This window comes from Kitasatospora sp. MBT63 (assembly GCF_000710465.2).
Classification (GTDB): domain Bacteria; phylum Actinomycetota; class Actinomycetes; order Streptomycetales; family Streptomycetaceae; genus Kitasatospora.
Genome location: NZ_JAIZ01000637.1, coordinates 1 through 1,160, shown reverse-complemented (window position 1 = coordinate 1,160; position 1,160 = coordinate 1). Strand labels below are relative to the sequence as shown.

Below are 1,160 nucleotides of genomic sequence, written 5' to 3'. Positions count from 1 at the left end.
CACCTACAGGCGCGTCCGAGCTTTGTGTTAGCTCCTCTTACTGGCAGCGGAGTTCGAGTCCTTCCTGCCCCATCTCGATGAGCGACAGCGGCGCCTGCTGCTGGGTGCCGAGGCCCGTGCCGTCGGTCATGGTGGGATCAGGCTGGTCGCCCGTGCTGCCGGAGTCCGCGAGGCCACCGTGTCCCTTGGCGAGCTCGAGTCCGGACAGGCCCCGCTGGGGCGCGCCCACAAGGTCGGCGGCGGCCGCAAGCGTGTCTCCGGCCTGAACCCGGCCTTTCGCTCCGCGTTGCTCGCCCTGGTCGAGCCCGACTCGCGAGGGGACCCGACGTCACCACTGCGATGGACGACCAAGTCGACCAGGAACCTCGCCCAGGAGCCGGTCCGACAGGGCCACGAGGCCTGTGGGGACACGGGCGGCGACATCCTACGGGAGGAAGGCTTCAGCCTGCAGGCCAGTGCCAAGACCCTCGAAGGAACACAACACCCGGACCGCGACGCCCAGTGCCGCTACCTCAACGAGCGAGCCAGCCCACCAGGACGCAGGGGACCCGGTGATCAGCGTGGACACGAAGAAATAGAACTGGTCGGGCCGTTCAAGAACAACGGCCTCGAGTGGCAGCCAGGACTTCCCGACCCAGGCACTCGGCAGAGCCGTGCCCTAACGGATCTACGATCCGCCGCTGGTGGAACGCCGCCGGCCGCAGCGCCTACTCCAACGCGGGCCGACCGCTGATCACCGCCGATGCGGGCGGCTCCAACGGCTACCGCACCCGGGGATGAAAACCCACCTGGCCGACTTTGCCGCGGAGACCGGACTGGCCGTCACCACGTGCCACCTGCCGAAAGGCAGGCCGAGCTCAGGGCCGATTATCCGTTCGTTCGGGGGATGGGGCTGGGGGTGGGTGGTGTGAGGCTGGCTGTGCGACGGCTGTCGAGGGGCGCCTGTGTTTCTTGATGGATGCCGAGTTTCACCTATTGATTTTGGGGTTTGTATGTCTGTGCGTGTGTCGGGTGTGGTGGGTTCGCGTCGTCTGGTGGTGGCGGGGGTGTCGGTGGTGGTGGGGGTGTTGGCGGCGCCGGTGGTGTTGGCGTTGCCGGCTGCTGCGGCGTCGTCCTCGTCGTCGGGGGTGTTCGCGTCGGCGGGGGTGGAGGCCGGGGCG

1 protein-coding gene and 1 pseudogene are annotated in these 1,160 nt (G+C 68.4%); both read left to right on the top strand.

The window, feature by feature from the left end; genetic code table 11:
- Positions 1-178 precede the first annotated feature (178 nt).
- Positions 179-562 (top strand): annotated as a pseudogene (locus AA75_RS54170) (ISAzo13 family transposase); the annotation flags it as partial.
- Positions 563-612: 50 nt separating this feature from the next.
- Positions 613-780 carry a hypothetical protein gene (locus tag AA75_RS54165; protein WP_368666624.1) on the top strand — a complete coding sequence of 56 codons (168 nt, stop codon included), beginning with the start codon at positions 613-615 and terminating at the stop codon, positions 778-780.
- Positions 781-1,160 lie beyond the last annotated feature (380 nt).